24 protein-coding genes and 1 other annotated feature are annotated in these 22,499 nt (G+C 47.4%); all 24 genes read left to right on the forward strand.

The genetic code is table 11. The features are described 5' to 3' along the window. The first annotated feature begins 5 nt into the window (after positions 1-5). On the forward strand, positions 6-1,385 hold the full coding sequence (gene murC, locus ACWXW9_RS17675) for a UDP-N-acetylmuramate--L-alanine ligase (RefSeq protein ID WP_494930477.1): 1,380 nt from the start codon (positions 6-8) through the stop codon (positions 1,383-1,385). Between the two features lie 165 nt (positions 1,386-1,550). Then, positions 1,551-2,807: an SPOR domain-containing protein gene (locus tag ACWXW9_RS17680; RefSeq protein ID WP_494930459.1), complete on the forward strand. Its 1,257-nt coding sequence runs from the start codon at positions 1,551-1,553 to the stop codon at positions 2,805-2,807. A 121-nt stretch (positions 2,808-2,928) separates the two neighbouring features. Then, positions 2,929-3,171 (forward strand): DUF4321 domain-containing protein, encoded by a 243-nt coding sequence (locus ACWXW9_RS17685; protein WP_044645689.1) that lies wholly within the window; start codon positions 2,929-2,931, stop codon positions 3,169-3,171. A 22-nt stretch (positions 3,172-3,193) separates the two neighbouring features. Continuing rightward, entirely contained in the window at positions 3,194-3,802 is a 609-nt protein-coding gene (locus tag ACWXW9_RS17690; protein WP_134913035.1) for a Maf family protein, read from the forward strand. A 13-nt stretch (positions 3,803-3,815) separates the two neighbouring features. Further along, positions 3,816-4,508 carry a RadC family protein gene (radC, locus tag ACWXW9_RS17695; RefSeq protein ID WP_494930460.1) on the forward strand — a complete coding sequence of 231 codons (693 nt, stop codon included), beginning with the start codon at positions 3,816-3,818 and terminating at the stop codon, positions 4,506-4,508. Between the two features lie 106 nt (positions 4,509-4,614). Next, positions 4,615-5,649, forward strand: coding sequence for a rod shape-determining protein (locus tag ACWXW9_RS17700; RefSeq protein ID WP_283652998.1), 1,035 nt, complete (start codon positions 4,615-4,617; stop codon positions 5,647-5,649). 49 nt (positions 5,650-5,698) lie between these two features. Next, positions 5,699-6,526, forward strand: a complete 828-nt coding sequence (mreC, locus tag ACWXW9_RS17705; protein WP_327204664.1) for a rod shape-determining protein MreC — start codon at positions 5,699-5,701, stop codon at positions 6,524-6,526. Next, the gene (gene mreD, locus ACWXW9_RS17710; RefSeq protein WP_494930461.1) at positions 6,526-7,056 is read left to right on the forward strand and encodes a rod shape-determining protein MreD; all 531 of its coding nucleotides are present in this window, start codon (positions 6,526-6,528) and stop codon (positions 7,054-7,056) included. The genes mreC and mreD overlap by 1 nt, the downstream gene beginning before the upstream one ends. Positions 7,057-7,138: 82 nt before the next feature. After that, on the forward strand, positions 7,139-7,801 hold the full coding sequence (minC, locus tag ACWXW9_RS17715; protein WP_134913039.1) for a septum site-determining protein MinC: 663 nt from the start codon (positions 7,139-7,141) through the stop codon (positions 7,799-7,801). A 3-nt stretch (positions 7,802-7,804) separates the two neighbouring features. Then, the gene (gene minD, locus ACWXW9_RS17720; RefSeq protein ID WP_013311596.1) at positions 7,805-8,602 is read left to right on the forward strand and encodes a septum site-determining protein MinD; all 798 of its coding nucleotides are present in this window, start codon (positions 7,805-7,807) and stop codon (positions 8,600-8,602) included. Positions 8,603-9,113: 511 nt separating this feature from the next. Next, positions 9,114-9,953 carry a peptidoglycan DD-metalloendopeptidase family protein gene (locus tag ACWXW9_RS17725; protein WP_494930462.1) on the forward strand — a complete coding sequence of 280 codons (840 nt, stop codon included), beginning with the start codon at positions 9,114-9,116 and terminating at the stop codon, positions 9,951-9,953. Then, a complete protein-coding gene (locus ACWXW9_RS17730; protein ID WP_494930463.1) occupies positions 9,946-10,824 on the forward strand; it encodes a M50 family metallopeptidase in 879 nt (292 codons plus the stop codon). The genes ACWXW9_RS17725 and ACWXW9_RS17730 overlap by 8 nt, the downstream gene beginning before the upstream one ends. 60 nt (positions 10,825-10,884) lie before the next feature. Further along, positions 10,885-12,069: an Rne/Rng family ribonuclease gene (locus ACWXW9_RS17735; protein WP_494930464.1), complete on the forward strand. Its 1,185-nt coding sequence runs from the start codon at positions 10,885-10,887 to the stop codon at positions 12,067-12,069. 96 nt (positions 12,070-12,165) lie between these two features. After that, positions 12,166-12,253: a sequence feature (ribosomal protein L21 leader region), on the forward strand. 13 nt (positions 12,254-12,266) lie between these two features. Then, positions 12,267-12,578: a 50S ribosomal protein L21 gene (gene rplU / locus ACWXW9_RS17740; protein ID WP_014277583.1), complete on the forward strand. Its 312-nt coding sequence runs from the start codon at positions 12,267-12,269 to the stop codon at positions 12,576-12,578. Between the two features lie 13 nt (positions 12,579-12,591). Further along, the gene (locus tag ACWXW9_RS17745; protein WP_025682922.1) at positions 12,592-12,930 is read left to right on the forward strand and encodes a ribosomal-processing cysteine protease Prp; all 339 of its coding nucleotides are present in this window, start codon (positions 12,592-12,594) and stop codon (positions 12,928-12,930) included. Between the two features lie 5 nt (positions 12,931-12,935). Then, on the forward strand, positions 12,936-13,253 hold the full coding sequence (gene rpmA, locus ACWXW9_RS17750; RefSeq protein ID WP_014277581.1) for a 50S ribosomal protein L27: 318 nt from the start codon (positions 12,936-12,938) through the stop codon (positions 13,251-13,253). Between the two features lie 147 nt (positions 13,254-13,400). Next, complete coding sequence (locus ACWXW9_RS17755) at positions 13,401-14,138, forward strand: Spo0B domain-containing protein (protein WP_494930465.1); 738 nt, start codon at positions 13,401-13,403, stop codon at positions 14,136-14,138. 13 nt (positions 14,139-14,151) lie between these two features. Further along, complete coding sequence (obgE, locus tag ACWXW9_RS17760) at positions 14,152-15,462, forward strand: GTPase ObgE (protein WP_494930466.1); 1,311 nt, start codon at positions 14,152-14,154, stop codon at positions 15,460-15,462. Positions 15,463-15,620: 158 nt separating this feature from the next. Next, entirely contained in the window at positions 15,621-16,058 is a 438-nt protein-coding gene (locus ACWXW9_RS17765) for an ACT domain-containing protein (RefSeq protein ID WP_007431685.1), read from the forward strand. Positions 16,059-16,102: 44 nt separating this feature from the next. After that, positions 16,103-17,389 (forward strand): homoserine dehydrogenase, encoded by a 1,287-nt coding sequence (locus ACWXW9_RS17770; RefSeq protein WP_494930467.1) that lies wholly within the window; start codon positions 16,103-16,105, stop codon positions 17,387-17,389. 27 nt (positions 17,390-17,416) lie between these two features. After that, positions 17,417-18,385 carry a homoserine kinase gene (gene thrB, locus ACWXW9_RS17775; RefSeq protein WP_494930468.1) on the forward strand — a complete coding sequence of 323 codons (969 nt, stop codon included), beginning with the start codon at positions 17,417-17,419 and terminating at the stop codon, positions 18,383-18,385. Beyond that, positions 18,382-19,281: a prephenate dehydratase gene (gene pheA, locus ACWXW9_RS17780; RefSeq protein ID WP_494930469.1), complete on the forward strand. Its 900-nt coding sequence runs from the start codon at positions 18,382-18,384 to the stop codon at positions 19,279-19,281. The genes thrB and pheA overlap by 4 nt, the downstream gene beginning before the upstream one ends. A gap of 18 nt (positions 19,282-19,299) precedes the next feature. Then, positions 19,300-20,184, forward strand: a complete 885-nt coding sequence (gene ilvE / locus ACWXW9_RS17785) for a branched-chain-amino-acid transaminase (protein ID WP_134913046.1) — start codon at positions 19,300-19,302, stop codon at positions 20,182-20,184. A 161-nt stretch (positions 20,185-20,345) separates the two neighbouring features. Beyond that, positions 20,346-21,974 carry a LysM peptidoglycan-binding domain-containing protein gene (locus tag ACWXW9_RS17790; RefSeq protein WP_494930470.1) on the forward strand — a complete coding sequence of 543 codons (1,629 nt, stop codon included), beginning with the start codon at positions 20,346-20,348 and terminating at the stop codon, positions 21,972-21,974. The last annotated feature ends 525 nt before the right edge of the window (positions 21,975-22,499 follow it).

The raw sequence follows: 22,499 nt of genomic DNA on the forward strand, positions 1-22,499 counted from the left end.
ATTTGTTGATTACTTCGGAACATGTTCATTTTATCGGTATCGGCGGTTACGGGATGAGTGCGATTGCTCGGGTTATGCTGGAGATGGGATATACCGTGACAGGCTCAGATGTGGCATCACAGGAGCTGACAGAAAAACTGGCGGCAAAAGGCGCAAAAATATACCTCGGGCACACGCCTGAGCACGTTACAGGGGCGGACATCGTCGTTTATTCGACGGCACTGTCCCGTGACAATGTGGAGCGGGTGGCAGCAGAGGAATTGAATATTCCGACCCTGCATCGTTCCCAGATGCTCGCAAGGTTGCTTAACGAGCGTAAGGGAGTAGCTGTTGCGGGAGCGCACGGCAAAACGACAACCTCCTCGATGATCGCTCTGGTCATGGAGAGATGTAATGTCGATCCAACATACATTATTGGCGGCGAAATCACGAATTTGGGGACGAATGCCAAAGCAGGCAAAAGCGAGTTTGTCGTTGCCGAGGCGGATGAGAGCGATGGTTCTTTCCTGCAATATCATCCTTGGCAAGGTATCGTGACCAACATTGAAGCCGACCATTTGGAAAATTATGATGGCGACTTTAATCGTCTGAAAAGTGCCTATGTACAGTTCTTGAGCCAAATCCGGCCGGATGGCGCGGCTATCGTATGTGCTGATGATCAGAACGTACGGGAAATGCTGCCTCAGATTCAGACTCGAGTCATTACCTATGGAGTCGAGCATGAAGCAGATTATACGGCAACGGATATCCAGTTGGGCGACCGTCGATTAAGCTTTACCATGAACCGCAAAGGGACGGCGCTTGGAACCATCGAATTGTCTGTACCGGGTAAACATAATCTGTACAACGCTATGGCTAGTGTGATTTCTTGCTTGGAAGCAGGCATCCCATTTGAGCAAATTGCTGCAGCTATTGTGGAGTTTCACGGAGCAAAGCGTCGTTTTCAGGTGCTTGGCGAAAGCAATGACATTCTTGTTATTGATGATTATGCCCATCATCCAACAGAGATTGAGGCGACGATTAGTGCAGCTACAGTGACTGGCAAGCGTATTATTGCCGTGTTCCAGCCGCAACGCTACAGCCGTACTTTTTTCCTGCTGGATGCGTTTAGTCGTGCTTTCAGCGAGGCGAATGAAGTCATTATTACCGACATTTATTCTCCGGCGGGAGAAAAACAAATTGAAGGTGTGCATTCTTCCAAGCTCGTGGATTTAATCGTCCAGAACAGCAACGCGAATGCCATTTATCTGCCAACCAAGGAAGCTGTTATCAATGAGTTGAAGGATCGCCTTCAGCCGGGTGATCTTGTGCTGACAATGGGCGCGGGAGATATCTGGAAAGTGGGCGACACACTGGCACGCCATCTGCGCGAACGGCAAGTTTAATAAGTATCCATAAGGTTATGCCTATGAAATACAACCATTCAAGAGTATCCCGAACACGAAACGTGTCCTCGGGATACCCTTTTTTGTAGTGCCCGGGGCATATTTTCACTTCCTGACTCATACAACAGATTATGAGGAAGTATGGGACAAGGAGGGAGTGCATCCGTGAACAAAGCAAAGATGACATTCCGGTTCGATCAACAGACGTCGGAGGCAAGGCTACAGGTGCTTCCGTACAAAACCGGGCCGATAACTAGCCAGCAGCGTGAAACAAATAAAGAAGCGGAACAGTATGAAAGCGAGAAACAGCCTCAAGCTGCTAACCAGCATGAAAGAACAGAAAGAATTAGCGGCATAGGTGCAAACAGCGGGACTGAACGAATTTCAGAAATTAACGAGCCACCGGGCGTGAATAGACCTGGCACGAGGCGGCGTTTTGCTCCCGCTCCCATCGTGCAGGAAGGATGGGATGATCCGTTTGGGCGGTCAGCAGCTTCCTGGTCAGATACGGATTTTCTCCCAGATGGTACGGAAGAGGATGAAGAAGAAACTCATCGTTCCAGTCAAGAGTACCGAAAGCGCCCGCCCCATCCCTCCAGATGGAAGCTGATTGGCTCAGTAGCCAGTGCGTTGATGACCGGGGGAATGTTTGGATATATCATGTTGTTGCTTTTTAACGGAGGTGGAGCTGTCCCGGGATCAGTTCCGTCAACAGAGGAGGCTATTCCGGTCTTTAAAGAATCTGTTAGTACAGATACACCATCTGTAAAAGAGAATTCTGCTCCTGTCACAGTTGTATCGGCTCAGGTCCCTTCCCAAACCTATTACCTGCTGCAATACGGAGTATTCAGTACCCCTGAACGGGCTTTGCAAGCAAAGGAAGAGCTGTTGAAGGCAGGCATTGCCGCTGGTGGGGACACAGAGGATCAGAACCGAGTCTATGCAGGGATATCGCCGGACAGGGAACAGGCCAAGTTGCTCAGCAATCAACTGAAAACACAAGGAGTCGAGTTGTATGTCCGTGAGCTCCAACTACCTGGATTCGAAAAAGCAGCTTATGGGGGCGAAGGTGAAAAGCTCACTACCTTTTTTCACCTAAGCAGCACATTGGTCGGCAAGCTGAGCGGGCTTTCCTCATCCTTGCTTGAAGCAGACGGATCAGGTAAGGCGAATGCCGCCGAAATGAAGGAACTGAACGATCTTCACCAGCAGTGGACGCAAAATATCGCAGCGCTTCCCTCCGGTCTGCCGAAGGAAGCGGCTGATTCCGTATCCACGCTGGAAAAGGCGATGAACAGTGCAGTCTCGGCACTTGGAGAATATAACAAGAACACAGCCAAGGAGCACATTTGGGAAATTCAGTCTTCGATGATGGAATATGTTTTGCATGAGAAGGAATTTATACAATTCATAAAACAATAGATTCTCAATGTTTTCCGGCAAGGAACTGGAAATAGTTCCCCATGCCGGATTTCTGTTTGTATTGCGGTTGAAATCACCGTATAATAATGAAGGTGTCAAAAAATGGCGAGGGAAGATCAGGATGAAAAAAAATGTAGGAATGCTTATACTGTTTTTGTTGCTCGGTTGGCTCTTGGGTGCATGGATTGCCAAAGCTCTTCAATCGATCAAGTTCCTTTCCTTTCTGACCCACCCCACTACGATATCCTGGTCGCCGAGAGCGGATCTGGATATTATCAGCTACAACATAACGATAAATTTTGAATTGAGCCTGCTTAGTCTGATCGGCATCATCGCCGCGTTCTGGCTGTACCGCAGGCTCTAACTGATGAAAAGGAGCTTCCCTTATGGACGGGAAAATTACGCCCCGCATTATTCTGGCATCGACTTCACCGAGAAGGAAGGAATTGCTTTCATTTCTTAGACTGCCCTTTGACGTGATGCCGAGTCATGCGGATGAAAGCACGCCTGAGAGCTGGACGCCTCAGCAAATTGTGGAGGCCCTTGCGGTACGCAAAGCCGAAGCGGTCGTGAACATTGCCAGCCAGTCCGAAGAAGATGGATTGGTAATTGGCAGTGATACCATAGTCGTGCTGGATGGTTTGGTACTGGGTAAGCCTGCCGACCATGCGGACGCGGTTCGCATGCTGACAGCATTGCAGGGAAGAACCCACCGTGTATTCACCGGGGTGGCCTGCATACATACCGTAACCGGCAAAACGCTTGTCAGACACCGCCAAACGGAGGTTACGATGAAGCCTCTGAGCCATGAGCAAATTGTGGCATATGTGAATACGGGTGAACCTTCTGACAAAGCGGGAGCGTACGGCATTCAGGGTTTGGGTGCTACGCTGGTGGAATCTATTCAGGGTTGTTATTTTAACGTCGTAGGATTGCCGCTTTCCCTGCTGTCGGACATGTTGTCCGAATTCGGAGTGAGCGTGTTGCAACCTTAAAGGGGATAAACATATGTTAGAGTCGCCAACACTGATGCTTCGCGACCTCCCTCATGAAGAACGACCAAGAGAGCGCATGATGACATATGGGGCAGAAGCTTTAAGCAACGCGGAGTTGCTGGCAATATTGCTGCGTACGGGAACACAAAATGAGTCATCGGTGCATTTAGCGCAGCGTATTTTGCAGCAGGCGGGGAACTTGCGCCAACTGGTGGATATGAGTCTGACCGAATTGACCCAGATTAAAGGCATTGGCAATGCCAAGGCGATACAGCTCAAAGCGGGTATTGAACTTGGGCGACGGCTGGCATTGTCACGCCATTTGGAGACCCCGGTGATCAGTTGCCCGCGGGACGTGGCAGATCTGCTGTTTGAGCAGCTTCGTTATTTGCAGAAGGAGCATTTTGTATGCCTGTTTCTCAATACTAAAAATCATGTCATTGCCCAGGAAACGCTATCCATGGGCAGCCTGAATTCCGCCATCGTACATCCTCGTGAAGTATTTCGGGCAGCGATCAAATGCAGCAGTGCTTCGATCATTTGCGCTCATAACCATCCGAGCGGTGATCCGAAGCCAAGCCCGGAGGATGTCCAGTTGACCCGTCGCCTGATGGAAGCGGGCAACATCGTGGGCATCGACGTGCTCGATCATATCGTGATCGGGGACGGAACCTTCGTAAGTTTGAAGGAACAAGGTCTGATATAATATACTATTTAAATCAAACATTTAAATCCGACCGGCTAGGCCGGCCTGAATAAACCGTTTATACATGGATAACAGATTTCAGGGAAGAGAAAAGGAGATTAACATCATGCTGGGTGGCTTTACAAAAGATTTAGGAATTGACTTGGGGACGGCAAACACGCTGGTATACGTAAGAGGAAAAGGGATTGTGGTTCGTGAACCTTCTGTAGTGGCTTTGCGTACAGACACAAAAACCATTGAAGCTGTTGGTGAATCTGCAAAAAAAATGATCGGTCGCACACCGGGGAATATCCGTGCGATCCGTCCGATGAAGGATGGCGTTATTGCGGATTTTGATACGACAGCAACGATGATCAAATATTTTATCCGTCAGGCGCAAGCTCAACGTTCTTTGTTTCCGCGTCATCCCAATGTGATGGTTTGTGTGCCTTCAGGAATTACTGCGGTGGAGCAGCGTGCTGTTGAAGATGCAACAAAGCAAGCGGGCGCGCGGGAAGCGTACACGATTGAGGAGCCGTTTGCGGCTGCAATCGGCGCTGATCTTCCCGTATGGGAGCCAACGGGCAGCATGGTTGTCGATATCGGCGGAGGTACAACGGAGGTAGCGGTTATTTCCCTGGGCGGGATTGTGACGAGCCGTTCCGTGCGTGTGGCTGGTGATGAAATGGACGAGTCCATCATCCAATACGTGAAGCGTCAATACAATCTGATGATTGGTGAGCGGACTTCGGAACAGTTGAAAATGGAAGTCGGTTCTGCAATGCCGCTGGAACAAGTGGAGACGTCGGAAATTCGTGGACGTGATCTGGTAACAGGTTTGCCGAAGACGATTACGATTACGTCAGATGAAATCAGTGAAGCATTGTCCGATACAGTGAATGCAATTGTGGAAGCAGTCAAAGTGACACTGGAAAAATGTCCTCCCGAGCTGGCGGCAGACATTATGGACAGAGGTATTGTATTGACTGGTGGCGGAGCACTTTTGCGCAACTTGGACAAGTTGTTGGCGGCTGAAACCGGGATGCCGGTTATCGTAGCGGAAAATCCTCTGGATTGCGTGGCAATCGGTACAGGCAGAGCGCTGGAAAATATCCATTTGTTCAAATCGCGCAGCAGTTCTGCCGTCCGTTCCAAACGTTGAATCGGGGGTGTAGGAACTGTTTAAGCTGTTTGGCAATAAAAGACTATTTATTCTATTGATCGGAATCGTTCTGTTTATTGCCCTTATGGGGATCACACTTGGACAGAGAAATTCCTTAACCTGGCCGGAAAAGTTCGCCAGAGATTCAATTGGCTTTGTGCAAGGTATCTTCTACAGGCCCGCTTCAGCAATAGCGGGCTTCTTTGAAGATATCGGGAATATGCGGAGCATTTATAGTGAAAATGAACGGTTGAAAATTGCCGTAGCGCAGTTAACCGCTGAGCAGATTCAGACTTCTAACTTGAAAGAGACAAACGCCAGACTGGAGCAAGAACTGAAATTCACCCAAACGCAAAAGTCCAAAAATCAATATGATTATCGTATTGCACAGGTAAATAGCGTCAGTAATGATTCCAAAACGCTTGTCATTGATATTGGTGAAAAGGACGGGGCCAAGGTTGGTCAGGAAGTCAGATCACTTGAAGGGTTTGTGGGGGTTATTAGTCGCACAGCGAATTTCACTTCTACGGTTACGCTATTGACTACATTAGACCCTAAAAATCCAAATTCTTATGCTATCGCAGCGACAGCACTGGGCAAGGAAAATAATTCGTTCGGTATGATTGAAAGCTATGATCCGGCTACGAACAGATTTCAAATGACTCGCATTGAGGAAAATGATCCAATCGCAAAAGGTGATCAGATCATTACGTCCGGAGCAGGCGGGAAGTTCCGTAAAAATCTGTTGATCGGTACGGTAGAAAAAATCCAGGTTGGCGAGTTCGGACAAACACGTACAGCGATTATCAAACCCGCAGCCAGCTTCGTGGATTGGAAAGAATTGCTCGTTCTTTACACTCCTGAGGTACCGGAATAATGAAGATACGCGGTCAGGTTTTAATACTGCTGCTGTTTGTACTGTTTATAGCTGAAGGAACGATTCTTCCGTGGCTTCTTCCGGATAGTTGGCATCCAAGAATGGTTCCGAATCTCGTGTATGTCGTCATTTTGTTTGTATCCGTGTATTATAGTCGCCATACGGCATTGGTACTGGGTGTTGTTTTTGGACTTATTCATGACGTTGTGTATTACGGGTTTATTATCGGACCTTACTCTTTTGCAATGGGATTGTCGGCTTATTTGCTGGGGCTGGTATTTACAGCTCGACGTGCGCCGATGCCTATTATGATGGGAGCTGTGCTGATCGGCAGTTTTCTGCTGGATTCGATGCTTTTTGCCATTGATCATCTGTTCCAGTTGAACCATCAGACTTTCGACTGGGCGTTGGCTCAATATATGATCCCTGATTTATTTATCCATTTTCTGTTCGCCCTCATCATTTACGTCCCCGTTCGCAAGCAATTGCAGCGTTTGGGTATTCGTGTGAAAAAGGAAGAGAAAGTCTAGGTCTTTTTACACACATTTTGTCCGGGTTAGCAGGGATTTCACGTTCCGGGGACGAAATGATTGAGATAGGAGGGACAGGCTAATGGCGGTGAAATCGAATCATGTCACGATTAAAGGCATCAAAGACGGCCTGGTATTCCTTCTGGACGATCAATGTGAGTTTGAGGATTTGCTGGGCGAGCTGCGTTTCAAGCTGGAGCACAGTCATCAAAATATTTTAACCGGACCGATTATTCATGTGGATATTAAGCTGGGAAGCCGGGAAGTGACGGAGGAACAAAAGGAAAGTATTCTGGATATTTTGAGACAGAAGGGGAATCTGCTCATACGGTCCGTCGAATCGCCCGGACTGCCTTCGGAGGTGCAGGGGAAAGCTCCCATTCACACCGTGACAGGGATTATCCGTTCAGGCCAGGTGCTTCATCATAACGGGAATTTACTCTTTTTGGGAGATGTGAACCCCGGTGGGATTATAACGTGTACTGGTGATATCTACGTGCTCGGTGCCCTGCGGGGTATGGCGCATGCGGGGATGGAGGGAAATGGCGAGGCAATTATCGCGGCCTCCTATTTTGCACCAACACAGCTGCGAATTTCCGAAATGATCAGTCGTCCGCCCGATGAATGGGAGACGCGTGAATCCGGAATGGAATTTGCGTATCTCAAGGACGGCGCCATGCAAATAGATAAAATGAGTAATATTGTGCGTCTGGGCCGCGATTTTAACGTGTTCAAAGGGGTGTAGCACATGGGAGAGGCTATCGTCGTCACTTCAGGAAAAGGCGGCGTCGGCAAAACGACGACGTCAGCCAATATAGGAACAGCGCTGGCACTGCTCGGCAAAAAGGTGTGCTTAGTGGATACGGATATCGGCTTGCGTAATCTGGATGTTGTTATGGGTTTGGAAAACCGGATTATCTATGATCTGGTCGATGTAGCGGAAGGTCGTTGCCGTTTAAATCAGGCTTTGGTCAAGGATAAGCGCTTTGAGGAGCTGTATATGCTGCCTGCTGCTCAAACTAAGGACAAGAGTGCCGTAACGCCGGAGCAGGTTAAGGATATTATTTTGGAGCTTAAAAAGGATTTTGAATATATATTGATTGATTGTCCTGCGGGTATTGAGCAGGGCTTCAAAAATGCTATTGCTGGAGCGGATCAGGCGATTGTCGTAACGACACCGGAAAATGCTGCTGTGCGCGATGCTGACCGGGTTATCGGATTGCTGGAAAGCTCGCATGTGATTTCACCAAAACTGGTGGTTAATCGCATCCGCAACAGCATGGTCAAATCCGGGGATATGCTGGATATTGACGGCATTTTACAAGTGCTTAGCATAGACCTTATCGGGATTGTGCCGGACGATGAAATGGTAATCAAGGCAGCCAATACAGGAGAGCCTACCGTCATGAATCCGGATTCACAGGCAGCGATTGCCTACCGTAACATTGCTAGACGGATTCTGGGTGATACAGTGCCACTCATGCAACTGGATCAGAAGAAAAGCGTGATGACACGGTTTAAGAAATTCTTTGGTATGGGTGGATGAAGAAAACAGTGAATTATGGCTGGGAGACGGCTCCGCGTGTGATTTGATCTATGATCGCTGTTGCCACGGGATTCTTTATTTGTAAAACATTTAGTGGTAAGAATCCCGTGGCAAAGGCGAACGCTTCGCTTCTTCAGATTCAAATCACCCGCTTCGCTACTGCCAGCGCAAAATTCCTAAACTATTTTTAAGTGAGAGAATGGATGTAGAGGAAAGATACGTACGAAGAATTGCAGGCTTTTTTAAAACTTCTTAGTCCTTTCATCTTAATTACGAACACTTAAATAAGTAATAAACTTATTTAAGTGTTTTTGGCTTGTCTTTTTGACTTCTATAATTCCTAGTTCTTAATATAATGCTCACTACATAGCTGCTATATATTCAATCACATCCGGTGCGCTTGCGCCGGTTTTTTTCATTTTCAGATACGTAATCCCGAACCGGACAACATAAGTTGAAGCCCGTCCTCATAAGATGTACCAAACATACCTCGCTGGGGGGCTGAAACAGGATGAATAAAAACTCCGGAATCAAGCAGCGCAGAGAAGAACGCATACAGCAGCTGATCGCGAGAAACAAAGCTGAAGAATATTCCTCAGGCATGCATCAGGACAGGCACGGGAACAGGGAAATGAAGCCGGTGCCAGCAGTGATCCGGCCCAGAGACCCGGAAACCGAATGGAAAAATGAACGACAACGCTGGCAGCAATCTTTTGGGGAGAACCGGCGTCCGTCTTTTTGGGTTTCTTTTTGGCGCAGGTCTGTGTTTGCTACTGTGCTGTTTGGATTGGTGTGGGGATTATTTCGCTGGGATGTTCCCTATGCGGTCAATTTAAGAATGTTTATCGCGGATGCCTTAAATAAGGATATGGATTTTGCAGCCGCCGGACAATGGTATGAAACTTATTTTGATGGGACCCCATCCTTCTTACCGATCTTTGGAGAGGAGCCTGAAACACACAAGGTGAACGCAGTCCGCAAGGGTTCTCCGCCAATTCAAGGGAATATAACACAGCCATTTGCGCTAAGCCTCAAAGGAGTGGAAATTGCACCCAAAGCTGCTGATAATGGGGCAATCGCTGTCAAAAGTATAGATGCGGGACGTGTGCTGGACATATTCAATCACCCGGAAAGTGGAATTACAATTACGATTCGTCACACTGGCGGTATCACGGTAACGTACGGACGTCTATCCCGCTCTACCTTAAAGGTGAACGATTGGGTCCAGGAGGGGGACGAGGTCGGTGTGCTACCAGCAGGCCATAGTGGCAGTGAGGCAGCGACTCTGTTTTTTGCGGTGCAGAGAGGAAATCAGTATATTGATCCGGCGGAAGTGGTAGCCCTTGATTAATGTCCGGGGCGTGACTTTGTCTCTGCATCCACTGTTCGTACTGGTGATGCTAACCTCCGTGTTGACAGGACATTTTATCGAGATCATGACTTTGTTTACGCTGGTGTTCATTCATGAACTGGGGCATGCAACAGCAGCCACGTTGTTGGGGGCGCGGGTGCTGACCATACAGATGCTACCCTTTGGAGGAGTGGCCGTCATTGACGATCAGGGAAAGCTCAACGCGTGGAAGGAGATTGTCATTGCGCTGGCTGGCCCTCTGCAAAACGGAATTATGATTGTCATCCTTCTATTGCTCAGAAATGTGAGCGAGGGGGAGCATGAATATATAAATTATATGATTCAGGGAAATGCTGTCATTGCACTGTTCAATCTGCTCCCGATTTTACCACTGGACGGAGGAAAAATAATGCAGGCGCTGATGAGCTTATCCATCCCGTATCACCGTACTCTAGTTTGGACTTTTCGAGCCAGCATTGTGACCAGCCTGCTATTTTGTATCTATGGTATTTCGCCGTTATTAAGGCAAAATGGCCCTGTGCATTTAAATCTGCTGGCGGTAGGGATTTTTTTGCTTTATTCTAATATTGTGGATTATCGGAATATCCCTTATCGTTTTATACGTTTTTTGCTGGGAAGGGACGAGCTCTTTTACCGGGAGGCAGCTAAGGGAAGTATTGCCTTGCCAATTGTATCCTTGCCTATGAAACATTTGGAGCCTGTTTTGCGTCTTTTCAAAAGGGACCGATATCATATGGTTTATGTCATGAATGAGCAGGGACGGATTGTAGCGGTATTGCCAGAGCAACGCCTTATTCGCTCTTATTTTGCAGCGCGCCCGCCGGATGGCGGAAAATCCAAACCTAAATAGAAAAGTAGCAGTTTTTTATGAGTTGAGGAAAGAGGCTGTATCCAGAGAGGTTGAAAAACCATGAAGCAAATGATTGTACAATGCCAGCAGCAGATGACCCAAATGGCACTGCTGGAAGAGGGACGATTGGTAGAATATGCAGCTGAATTGCCGCGAAAGCGGGGAATTCTTGGTTCCTTTTTCAAAGCCAGAGTCGTCAATGTGCTGCCGGGAATGCAAGCCGCCTTTGTTGACATTGGACAGCGAAAGAATGCCTTTTTATATGTGGATGACGTACTTCACGCCCATTTGGACAAGCAACCTGAGGTGAAGCCCTCCATTTCCGAGCTGTTGAAGGTGGGGCAGGAAATTGTAGTGCAGGTGTTGAAAGAGGCCGTGGGTAGCAAAGGGGCCAGAGTAACCACTCATTTTTCACTTCCGGGTCGTTGGATCGTATACATGCCTCGCGCCGATTATGTGGCTGTATCCAAAAAGATCGAGCGTGAGGGAGAACGTGCTCGTCTGAAAGCGATGGGAGAGCAGCTTCGAACAGGTGAAGAAGGAGTCATTATCCGTACAGTTTCGGAGGAAATGAGCAGAGAAGCGATTGAAAATGACCTGAACCAGTTGCGTCAGCAATGGGAAGTCATTCAGCTTAAAGCTGCTGAACACTCGGCTCCATGTGAGCTGCACCGGGATTTGAGCATCGTCCAGCGTCTGATTCGGGATGTGTTTACACCGGAGCAGGATGAGCTGGTTATTGACAGTGAGGAACAGGCCAAGGAAGCGGAAATATTACTGCGTCAGATCAGTCCGGAGAATGCTCATGTGAGCATATTTCGTGGCGCAGAAGAGACCATATTTAAAGCCTATGGCATCCATGAGCAATTGGAACGTGATTTTGCGCGAAAGGTATGGCTCCAGGGCGGCGGATATATCGTCATTGACCATACTGAGGCACTAACCGTCATTGATGTGAACACAGGGAAATTTACGGGGGGCAGCAATCTGGAAGAGACGGTGACCCGGACTAACATCGAAGCGGCTGAAGAGATTGCCCGACTGGTGCGTGTGCGTGATATTGGGGGCATAATCATCATTGATTTTATTGACATGGAACAAGAGGAGAACCGACGTGAAGTGTCCTCTGTGCTGGAGTCTAGGCTGAAAAAAGACCGAACCAAATCATATGTCGTTGGCTGGACACGGCTAGGACTTCTGGAGATGACTCGAAAAAAGGTACGCGAGGAAAAGACGATTTTATAAGGCGCTGCGTTTCCAAAATCATTTTAAACTAGAGGTTGAATGTGGACGAAGCTTATGCTACAATCTTTTAGTATGTGTCATGCGTAAGATTGGCTGCACATGCTGTAACCGCTCCAATCAGGTACTGAAGTACAGCATCCCCAGGGAAGTTGTCACCTGCGATTAGGCGAGTCTGAGACATAAGGAGGTGCAAGCAAATGTACGCAATTATTGAAACAGGTGGTAAGCAATACAAAGTTCAAGAGGGCGATGTATTGTTCATCGAGAAGTTGGAAGCTACCGATGGTGAAACTGTAACGTTCAACCGTGTTCTGGCAGTATCTAGCGACAATGGCTTGACTACAGGTACACCGCTTCTTTCCGGAGCTACTGTAACAGCTACAGTTGAGAAACATGGTCAAGGCCAAAAGGTCATTGTATACAAATACAAACCTAAAAAGAACTACCATGTGAAGCAAGGTCATCGTCAACCGTACACGAAAGTGACGATTGGAAAAATCCAAGCGTAAGAGGGTGCGATAAGTGATTATCGTGCGTATTACACGACTGGAGGATGGCAGCATACAGGGATTTTCCATTAAAGGTCATGCGAATTACGCCAAATCTGGCGAGGATATCGTATGTGCTGGCGTATCAGCGGTAACTGTAGGGACGGTCAATTCGATTGGAGCTCTTACAAACGTTGATATGGAATCGGAAATGGAAAACGGCTTTTTGAGCGCGTATCTTCCCCCTGAAATTCATCATGAGGCGAACGCACAGGTACAACTGTTGCTGGAATCCATGGTAATTATGCTGACAAGCATTGCTGAATCATACGGTAAGTATATTCAAATAGAAAATAAACAAAGAAGGAGGTAGACATCATGTTGAAATTGACATTGGATCTTCAATTATTCGCATCGAAAAAAGGTGTAGGTTCCACAAAAAACGGACGTGACAGTCAATCGAAACGTCTTGGCGTGAAACGTGCTGACGGTCAAGCAGTTACCGGCGGTAGCATTCTGGTTCGTCAACGCGGAACGAAAATTCACCCGGGCACGAACGTGGGCATCGGTAAGGACGACACTCTGTTCGCGAAAGTGGACGGCGTTGTGAAGTTCGAACGTTGGGGCCGTGATCGCAAAAAGGTGAGCATCTACCCGATCGACGTTGCTCCAGTAGCAGCTACTGTAGAAGCTTAATAGCGGCTTAGACACGCTGAAAAGCCTCCGGCAATTTTGTCGGAGGCTTTTTTGTATGATGGTAATGAACTGGAAAGTCAGTCTGTGCTATACTGGATTAAGGTTCTTTATTAATCCATTTTAATTATCGCAGAACGGAGAGAAGCTATGTTCCAGCGGATAAGAGCGCCTCATCTGGCGTTGGGTTCCATTCTGATTCCTTTGGTTTTTTCACTGCTCTATCCTGCAGCAATAACGATTATCATATTAGCCGTGTGGTCTGTTATTGCCGCCTGTTTTAGCATGTGGCATATACAGAGACAGGTTGAAGCTGAGCGGAAAGCTGCTTTGCGTTCTTTGGAGCGTACAGCTATCGCAGCTCTCAATCATCACCGGCATGACTGGATGAATGACTTGCAGGTGCTTTATGGCTATATTCGTATGAATAAGCATGATAAATCGGCTGCTTATGTGGAAACAATAAAAGGGCGCGTAGCAGAGGACAGTAAAATATCCAAGCTGGGTATTCCCTCGCTGGTGTTTTATTTGCAGTCTTTTCGCGTGAACGCCGGAAATTTACAGTTGTCGGTTCAGGTTGAGGAGCATTTAAAGTTGGACGCTGTCATGTCTCCCGAAGACGGCGAGTCGCTTGCCTCGGCCGTCATAGAAACGGTACGTGCGTATCAATATGGCGGGGGCCGGTCGTCCTGGGGAGAAGTGCGCAGATTAACACTTTATTTCGGTATGGATGAGAATGATGTTATCGTCCGGTTTGAAGGCAGTGACGTACCTGCTGATTTGAATTTGTTAAAGCAGGTCAGATCCGGACACGGAAGTGAACGCATTCGAACAGAGAAGCTTCCTACGGGTGAAATGTTTCAAATTCGGATGCAGTGTCAGACATAAGGAAGGTGTAACCATGTTTGTAGATAAAGCGAAGATTTTTGTTAAAGGCGGCGACGGTGGAGACGGGTTGATTGCGTTTCGCCGTGAGAAATACGTTCCTGAAGGCGGTCCTGGTGGCGGTGACGGAGGTAACGGTGGAGACGTGATTTTCCGTGTCGATGAAGGCTTGCGTACCTTGATGGATTTTCGGTACCAGCGGCATTTTAAAGCTAAACGCGGAGAAAAAGGCCGCAACAAGAGCCAGCATGGAGCCAATGCGGATCATATGATCGTACGCATACCTCCGGGTACAGTCATCATGGATGATGATACCGGTGAAGTGGTAGCAGACATGACACGTCATGGTCAGCAGGTTATTGTGGCCAAAGGCGGACGCGGCGGACGCGGAAATATCCGTTTTGCCACACCAAACAATCCAGCACCTGAGCTGGCTGAGAATGGCGGAGAGGGCCAGGAACGTTATATTACCCTTGAGCTTAAAGTAATGGCCGACGTAGGCCTGGTTGGTTTTCCTAGCGTAGGGAAGTCCACATTGCTGTCGGTAGTATCTTCCGCAAAACCGAAGATTGGTGCCTACCATTTTACTACGATTACGCCTAATTTGGGTGTTGTGGATGTAGGCGACCATCGTAACTTTGTTATGGCCGATCTGCCTGGATTGATTGAAGGAGCTCATGAAGGCATAGGACTGGGACATGAATTCCTGAGGCACATTGAACGGACACGTATTATTATCCACGTCGTGGATATGGCGGGCTCCGAGGGTCGTGATCCGTTTGAAGATTGGACTAAAATTAACGACGAATTAAAGCAATATAACGCAACATTAGCCGAGCGTCCACAAATTGTGGCGGCGAATAAAATGGATATGCCGGAATCGGAAGAAAATCTGGCTCAATTCAAGGAACAAATCGCTTCTGTTCGTCCGGATCTCGAAATTTTGCCCATTTCCTCGTTGACACGCCAAGGCGTAAAGGAACTGCTCTATCGGGCTGCTGATCTGTTGGATCAAATACCGGACGAGCCAGTTGTTGAGGAAGTAGCGGAAGTGAATGAACGTAAGGTGTTTAAGCTGGATAAGGCAGAGGATGAAGGTTTCACCATTGTACGTGAAAACGATACATTCGTGGTGCACAGTGTCAAAATCGAGCGCATGATGAAGCGTATGCAGCTAAATTCGCACGATGCGATTTTAAAGTTAGCAAGAACATTGCGCCACATGGGTGTGGATGCTGAGCTGCGCAAGCGTGGTGCTGTTGATGGAACGCCTGTACGCATTGCCGATTTCGAGTTTGAATTCGTGGAAGGCAGCAGCTATTACTAAAAATGAAATACTTGTCTGAAGTATGGACGGTTACTACGCTATAGGAAACTCTATAGACGGCAGTAGCCGTTTTTTTGTACCGTTAGCTTGCCGATTGTCAGGAGTTTCGATATAATGTCCTCTATATAAAAACATAAGTCTTTGAGGAGAGGACGTTCGTGAAAGAGCGCTATTACTTGGTACGGGAAGATATTTTGCCTGAAGCTATCGTTAAGACGATCCAGGTTAAGCTGCTGCTTGCTTCGGGAGATGTTAAAACCGTGCATGACGCCGTGGAGCAAGTCGGGCTAAGTCGAAGCGCCTTTTATAAATATAAGGATGGCATTCATTTGGTCAACCAACTGGAGCGTGAGCGAATTGTCAATATCTCTATTGATTTGGAGCATCAATCCGGCATGCTGTCCAGAGTACTTGGCAGGGTGGCAGATTACGGAGGCAATGTGCTAACGATTCAGCAGAGCATTCCGCTACAAGGCAGAGCTAACGTAGTCATTTCGGTAGAAATGTCCAGACTTAGTGAAGAGCTTGGGGTTCTGCTGGAGGGCCTGGAAACCATTTCCGGTGTGAAGCGCGTTCGCCTGATCGGGCAAGGTTAAGAGCTATAAAGCTCATTAGATATAAGTTAGCAGGAGGGGAATGGATGAAACCGGTCAAAGTAGGATTGTTAGGATTAGGAACGGTAGGAACGGGAGTCGTTCGAATCGTGGAAGGAAATCAGGAAGATTTGAGCAGACAAGTCGGTTCGCCGATCATTATTGAAAAAATAGCTGTTAAAAATATAGAGAAATATCGTTCCATTGAAGTCGATCCAGCCAAGCTTACAGAGGACCCGTGGGAGGTCATCCGTGATCCAGAGATTGATGTTATTATCGAAGTCATGGGTGGCGTGGATCAGACGAAGAAGTACATTCTGGAAGCGCTGGAGCGCGGCAAGCATATCGTAACAGCGAACAAGGACTTAATGGCTCTGCATGGCTCTGAAGTACTGGCGAAGGCGCAGGAAAAGCAGTGTGATATTTTTTATGAAGCAAGTGTAGCGGGCGGTATTCCGATTATTCGTACGCTGATTGAAGGCTTCTCCTCCGATCGTATTACTCGCATTATGGGGATTGTGAACGGTACAACCAATTTTATTTTAACCAAAATGAGTCAGGAGGGGGCTTCTTACGAGGAAGTTCTCAAGGAAGCGCAGGAGCTTGGATACGCGGAATCTGATCCGACTTCAGACGTGGAGGGACTGGATGCTGCCCGTAAGATGGCTATCCTTGGTACGCTCGGCTTCCGTTCGGATATAGAGCTTAAGGACGTAAGCGTTACTGGTATTACAAAGGTATCCAGTGAAGATATCGCTTTTGCCAAAACACTGGGCTATGAAATGAAGCTGCTTGGCATTGCGGAGCGTCAGGGTGATGAATTTACGATCAATGTTCAGCCAACGATGGTACGTAAGCAGCATCCTTTGGCCTCGGTGAACGGGGTATTCAACGCAGTTTATGTACATGGTGAAGCCGTAGGTGAAACCATGTTCTACGGTGCGGGTGCAGGAGAAATGCCAACAGCTACATCGGTTGTAGCCGATCTGGTGGCTGTAGTGAAGAACCTCAAGCTCGGCGTGAATGGGCTTAAGGCCATCGTACCTTATAACCCTAAAAAAATCAGCAGTGACGAGGACGTGTATTTCAAAAACTTCGTACTTCTGCATGTAGATGATAAGGCCGGAGTATTGGCGCAGATCACACAGGTATTTGCTGAATTCGACGTCAGTCTGGCATCTGTGGTGCAGCAACCAAATGAGGTCAATCCAGATGCTGAAATTATTATCGTAACCCATTTGGCCAGTAAGGCAAGTATGAAAAAGGTTCTGGAGCATTTTGAATCTCTGGATGTCATTCGCCGTATCAAGAGTGTGTATCGGGTAGAGGGATAGTTCAAGAAAGCAGGGGGAATTGTCTGTATGACCGTTTTGAAAACTGCAAGAGTGCGTGTGCCTGCAAGTACCGCCAATTTAGGCCCCGGTTTTGATACACTGGGCATGGCGTTGTCCTTGTATGCATGGGTTGAATTGAAAGAGGCCGGACAGACGGCTTTCCATTTATACGGGGATGAAATGAACGGTATTTCCCAGGATAAAACGAATCTGATTTATAAAGTAGCACAAATGGTTTTTCGGGAGGCCGGGGTATCAGTTCCTGAGCTGGATATTTCGATGTATTCGGATATTCCACTTACCCGCGGTTTAGGCAGTAGTGCTTCAGCCATTGTGGGTGCGCTTGTGGCTGCAAATACGCTGATCGGCTCACCTTTGTCAGACTCCAAGTTGTTTGACATGGCAAGTGCTATTGAAAAGCATCCTGACAATGTGGGAGCCTCCTTGTTTGGCGGCATTATTACAGCGATGTGGGATGGCAAACATGCCAAGCATTTACGGCTTGAGCCGGATGCAAATCTGGAGGTTCTGGTAGTCATTCCGGATTTCCAATTGTCTACCTCCAAGGCCAGAGAGGTTCTACCCGCGCATGTATCCTTGAAAGATGCCGTATACAATGTGAGCCATGCTTCGATGCTCGTAGCGGCATTGGCATCAGGCCGAACCGATTTGATCGCCGAGGCGATGCAGGATCGGCTTCACCAGCCTTATCGGGCGGCTCTTGTGCCGGGTATGACAGAGATTTTGCAGAATGCACATCATTATGGTGCTTTGGGGGTGGCTCTTAGCGGAGCCGGACCGACATTGTTGGCATTGGCGGATCGCCGGGAGAACCGGAGAGCGGAACTGGAACAGTATTTAACCGAAACGATGAGCAAGGAAGGAATCACTGCATCTATTTTAAAATTGCGCCCAGAGAGCGAAGGCGTTAAAGTATATATTGATGAGAAAGAGATTCCTTTTATGGACATGATTAAAGGGGAAATTACGATATGAAACGAATTGCACTTCTTCCGGAGGGGACCGTTTCCCATGAAGCGATTCGTTATTTGATAGGGGATACGCCCTATGAATTGCTTTTTTGTAAATATATAGCAGATGTATTTCGGGCTGTGGACAAGGGAAAGGCTGACTACAGTGTAATTCCGATTGAGAATACAATTGATGGCTCTGTAAGTCTGCATATGGATTGGCTTGTACATGAGGTGGACATTCAGATGCAGGCGGAATGGGTGTACCCTTCTATTCAGAACCTCATTGGATATCGCAGTGAATTTACCAATGACCGGGGCGAGCTGGATTTAAGCAAAGTGGTCAAAATTATGTCTCATCCCGTGGCGCTTCCCCAGTGTAAGGAGTTCATACAGACTACGGCTGCTCAGGCTGAGCTGGAGAGTGCAGGAAGTACGGCGGAAGCCGTCGAAATTGTTAAACATAACCCGGGCAAAGGCTGGACTGCTTTGGGAACCATGCTTGCGGCTTCCAAGCACGGATTGGATATTTTGGCCAGCAAGGTGACGGATCACGATAATAACTTTACCCGTTTTGTCCTGATTGGCCATCACCCTATCAGCCTCCCGCGTGCACCTGAAGGTCAACGGACCAGTATTTTGGTGACACCACCGCAGGATTTTCCAGGGGCGTTGCATCAGGTATTATCTGCATTTGCGTGGCGCAGGTTGAATCTGTCACGGATTGAATCGCGCCCGACCAAAAAGCAACTGGGGAACTACTATTTTTACATTGAAATTTTGGAATCTCTGGATTCCGTCCTGCTTCCCGCAGCATTTGCAGAGATTGAGGCTTTGGGATGTCATGTGCGTATCCTTGGTTCCTATCCAAGCTACAAATATGTTGAAGCAGCGATCGAACCTATTTTAGAAGAACAATAATCGGAGGTGCAGTTCTTAATGGCAGAGCAATGGATTTATCTAGATGGACAGCATGTAACTAAGGAAAATGCAAAGGTTTCGGTATATGATCATGGTTTTTTGTACGGGGACGGGATATTTGAAGGCATTCGCATTTACAATGGTAATATTTTTAAATGCAAAGAGCACTTGGACCGTCTGTACGATTCTGCAAAATCAATTCAGTTAAACATTCCGCTGTCTCCTGATGAAATGCTGGAAGCAATGGCGGAAACGATCCGTCTTAACGAGATGCGTAATGGATACATTCGTCTGGTTGTATCGCGTGGTGCTGGAAATCTTGGGCTTGATCCTCTTCGCTGTCCGAAAGCAAGTATTATCATTATCGTGGAGCAACTCGCCATCTACCCCGAGGAGGCTTATCTGACTGGGCTTAAGACGATTTCCGTCTCTCAGCGTCGCAACATTCCAGATGCTTTGAATCCGAAAATCAAATCGTTGAATTACCTCAACAACATCCTGGTGAAAATCCAGTCTAACTATGCTGGTGTGGGCGAGGCTATTATGCTAAATTCCCAAGGCTATGTGACGGAAGGTTCCGCAGACAATATTTTTATCGTCAAAAACGGAGTGTTGTATACGCCGCCTTGCTATCTGGGAGCGCTTGAGGGTATCACGCGCAATGCTATTATCGACTTGTGCGCCGAGCTTGGTTATGTGCTCAAGGAACAGCCTTTTACGCTGCATGATGTGTATGTCGCTGATGAGGTGTTCTTTACGGGAACTGCAGCAGAAGTTATTGCTGCTTATGAAGTAGATGGTCGTACGATTGGTTCCGGCGTTGCGGGTCCGGTGACTTTGGAGCTATTGGCCGAGTTCCGCAAGATCGTGGATCAAGACGGTTATAAAGTGTGGCAGGACTAAAAATAGTGGATCCTTTTGACTGGATGCCCGCAAGGGAATCTGGTTGAGAGGATTTTTTTGTTTGTATGGGGTCATTCGCCCGGGAAGTGCATAGGATGTAATAACAGAAGCCGGGCGTTTACCTATCCTGCCCGAACGAATGTCTAGGAGGTTTGTGACCTGTGAAAATACACATCGTCAAGAAAGGCGACACACTGTACTTGCTTGCTCAGAAATATAATGTGTCACTCGAAAAAGTTATTGCGGCCAATCCCCAGTTGGCTGACCCGAATCAGTTAAGTATCGGCGAGAAAATCAAAATTCCGGCAGACCCTGTTGCGATGCAAGAACAGCCATCAACGGTTTATCAGCACAAAGTCAAGCAGGGTGATTCGTTGTGGAAGTTGTCCAAGGCATGGGGAGTCCCGCTCAAGCTAATTATTGATGCCAATTCCCAACTTAAAAACCCGAACGCTCTACTGGTCGGAGAAACCGTCAATATTCCTCAATACAAAGGGGAATCATCCAGTCCTGCTACAGACAAAAAAAATACTGGAGTCAAACAAGAGATGACGCAACCAAAGCCCGAGTCACCAGCAGAGCCGTCAAACAAACAACAACTCACCCAGCCAAAAGAAGAACTCACCCAACCAAAAGAACAACTCACTCAACCAAAAGAGCAACTAACTCAGCCGAATATGGAAAACGTGCCTAAGCCTAACGAGCAGTGGACGCAGCCTAATGAAACCGTGAATCCTCCCAAGCTTCCCGAATTAAAGCTACCCGAGGTACCTATGCCTGTGGCACCTGTGAATCCTGCTCCACCTCAACCTGTAGCTTACCAACCGGTTCAGCCCAAGCCCCAGTTGCCTGCAAATGTTGAGCTAAAGCCTGTAGCTGAAAAATTTTGCGGTTGCACGAACACGGAATCAGCTACCAATTCCCAATGGTCAGTACAACAGCCGACGCATGATTACAATTCACCAACAAGTATGGGACCAAACTCATGGTACCCGGGCATCGGGGCTGCCCAGCCATGGGAGAATGCTCCAGTAAATACTTCCTTTGTAGAGCAATGGTCTTCTTCCGTAGCCCCTAACCAGGGATATCAGCATGACTGTGAACACCCATGGAGTTGGGGACCTGTACAAACAGCGCCTATAAATGTCCAACCGACACCATATCCTGTTTATCCGGACTGCACATCCCCGGGGTATCATCCAAGCTATGAAGCGACTGAGAATGCATCCTATCCTGTCTATCCTCCATTTATCCATCAAGGTTACCCGCAGCATTCTGAGAGCGCAGTCCAAGGTAGTCAGTGGGGACATGAATGGGAACCACCTCATCACGGCCTACCTACAGGTGGGTATATATCCGACTATAGCCAGCTACAAGGACAACAGTCGGCGAATCTACCGCATCATTCGTTCGCCCATGAGAATGCACCTGTGTATCCTTTAGAAGGATATACCACCCCTTATATGTTTTTGCCTGACTGTGGCTGCCGGGAGGGGAATGTGGAGTCAGTACCAGCATTCTCGGGAACGCAGGGAGATGGAAAAAATCTGAATATCGGAACCCAAAACGAAGCTAATTCTGCTTCTGCCAAGCATAAAGATAGCAACGTGCGTAAAGGCAAGGGAAAAGAAACCTCGGGCAGTATGGCCAAAGAAGAGACATCCAAAGTCAAGGTTTCGGGTAAAAATGGTACTACTAAAAATCAAAAGTCCCGCAAGACGGTAGCGGCAGCTTCCCATTCTTCGGCCAGCAGTTCCCGCTCTCGCAGAAATCCCTGGATTAAGGACTGACAAAAGGGAATTTAAAAGTAGAGATAACCTTTATGAAGGTGAAATCAGCCTATGATTAATCTAAAAGAGTGAAATGATAAAATAGAGAGACTGTTATTCCTCAGAAACGGAATGACGGTCTTTTTTTCGATTAGCAGCAAGCGAATTTGGGTACAGGAATCAATTTTAAAAAAGGTGTTGCTAAGTATAAGCATAATATGATATATTCTTATAGCTGTCTTTTCTGAGATGGTTAGCAACACAAAGCAGAATGAAAATGTTAAAAAAATTCTCTTGAAAAAAAGTGTTGCAAAGCTTTAGAAAATATGATATATTATTTAAGTCGCCGCTGAGATATGGTGGTGAAACGAAGTAAGGCAAAAGCAAGACATCATGTAGGTTTGATCTTTGAAAACTGAACAACGAGTGAGTAAATGATTTTGTTCGCAAAATCAACCACGAAGATTTCGGTACTTACCGCAAGGTTGTATGAAATCGGAGTGTAAAAGAGATATTTTATCTCGTCAGTTTCAAAATGAGCATATC

Source organism: Paenibacillus sp. LT-B23 (assembly GCF_059417685.1).